Origin of the sequence: Granulicoccus phenolivorans DSM 17626 = NBRC 107789 = JCM 15570 (assembly GCF_000423085.1) — a bacterium.
GTDB classification, from domain to species: Bacteria; Actinomycetota; Actinomycetes; order Propionibacteriales; family Propionibacteriaceae; genus Granulicoccus; species Granulicoccus phenolivorans.
The window spans coordinates 1-1,599 of record NZ_AUHH01000074.1; the positions used below are offsets into that span (position 1 = coordinate 1).

1 protein-coding gene is annotated in these 1,599 nt (G+C 68.4%); it reads left to right on the forward strand.

Features of this window, described 5'->3' with window-relative positions:
- Window positions 1-168: 168 nt before the first annotated feature.
- Window positions 169-1,448 (forward strand): IS3 family transposase gene (locus G531_RS0117220; protein WP_145978699.1). Its coding sequence is split into 2 segments (ribosomal slippage): window positions 169-457 and window positions 457-1,448, totalling 1,281 coding nucleotides; the frame shifts between segments, so codons are not numbered across the junction.
- Window positions 1,449-1,599 lie beyond the last annotated feature (151 nt).

Genomic DNA, 1,599 nt, shown 5'->3' on the forward strand with positions numbered 1-1,599 from the left:
CCTGCGGACTGCGACCTTCCGATTCGGGTTTGCGGGTTGGGTTCGGGTGCGCGGGTTGGGTTCGGTCGCGCGGGTCCTGCAGGGGCCGCGGGCCGTATTCGGACCCGCGAGACGGCATGAACCGCCCCGGCGTGTCCGGAGACTCCGTTGCTTGGGAAGGTTGGAGTCATGTCAGGGAGTGCGTCGAGGAGGTACCCGGTCGAGCTGCGTGAGCGGGCGGTCCGGATGGTCGGTGAGATCAGGGCTGAGCATGCCTCGGAGTGGGCTGCGATGGCCAAGGTCGCGGAGTTGCTCGGGGTCAGTACGACAGAGACGGTCCGCAAGTGGTGTCGCCAGGCCGAGGTCGACGACGGTCGGCGGCCCGGCACCACGACCCAGGAGTCTGCGGAGCTGACGCGGTTGCGGCGGGAGAATGCCGAGCTCAAGCGGGCGAACGCGATCCTGCGGTCGGCGTCGGTTTTCTTCGCGGCCGAACTCGACCGGCCACAGCGTTGATGGTGCGCTTCATCGACGAGCATGTCGGTGCCCGCGACGGCGAGGGTCTGCGCTGGGGGGTCGAGTCGATCTGTGACCAGCTCACCGAGCTGGGCGCGAAGATCGCCCCCGCGACCTACTACGAACACCGGGCCCGCACGCCGACCGCACGTGAGCAGCGTGATCAGGAGTTGAAGCCGAGGATCGCTGCGGTGCACGCGTCGAACTACGGCGTCTACGGGGCCCGGAAGGTGTGGCTGACCCTGAACCGGGAACGCTGCGATGCGGAGCCACCGATCGCGCGCTGCACCGTGGAGCGGCTGATGGGTGAGCTGGGCCTGACCGGTGCGGTCCGCGGGAAGGTCAAGCAGACCACGATCGGGGATCCCAAGGCCCCCAGGCCGTTGGATCTGGTGAACCGCGATTTCGCCCCCGGGGCCCCGGATCGGCTCTGGGTTGCCGACTTCACCTATGTGTCGACGTGGTCGGGTTGGTGCTACACCGCGTTCGTGATCGACGCGTTCGCCCGGAGGATCCTGGGCTGGTCGGTGGCCACGACGATGACCAGCCGGCTGGTCCTGGACGCGGTCGAGCAGGCGATCTGGACCCGCGAGCGGGAGGGCCGGGACCTGGCTGGTCTGATCGCGCACCATGACCACGGCGTGCAGTACATGTCGGTGGCCTACGCCCAGCGGCTGGATGCCGCCGGGATCAAGCCCTCGACCGGGGCGGTGGGTTCGTCGTATGACAACGCGCTGGCCGAATCGGTAATCGGCCTCTACAAGACCGAACTGATCAAACCGCGCCGGCCCTGGAAGGGCTTCGACGACCTGGAGATCGCGACCGCTGAGTGGATCGACTGGTTCAACCACCGACGACCGTTCGAGTACTGCGACGACCTCACCCCGGTCGAGGCCGAGAGCGCTTACTACACTCACCACCAGACCCCAGCACCCGCTGGAGTCCCACACTAGAAAACCTCCGGACATGCCGGGGCGGTTCAGCACGAGCACCCGCGCGCAGCCGGGACGGCCCGCGTACCGCCACGGACCCCGCGATGGACCTGCCGAGCAGGGGCGGCGAGACGGCACCAGCACCCTCGAGCAGCAGGGGGCCCGCGTACTG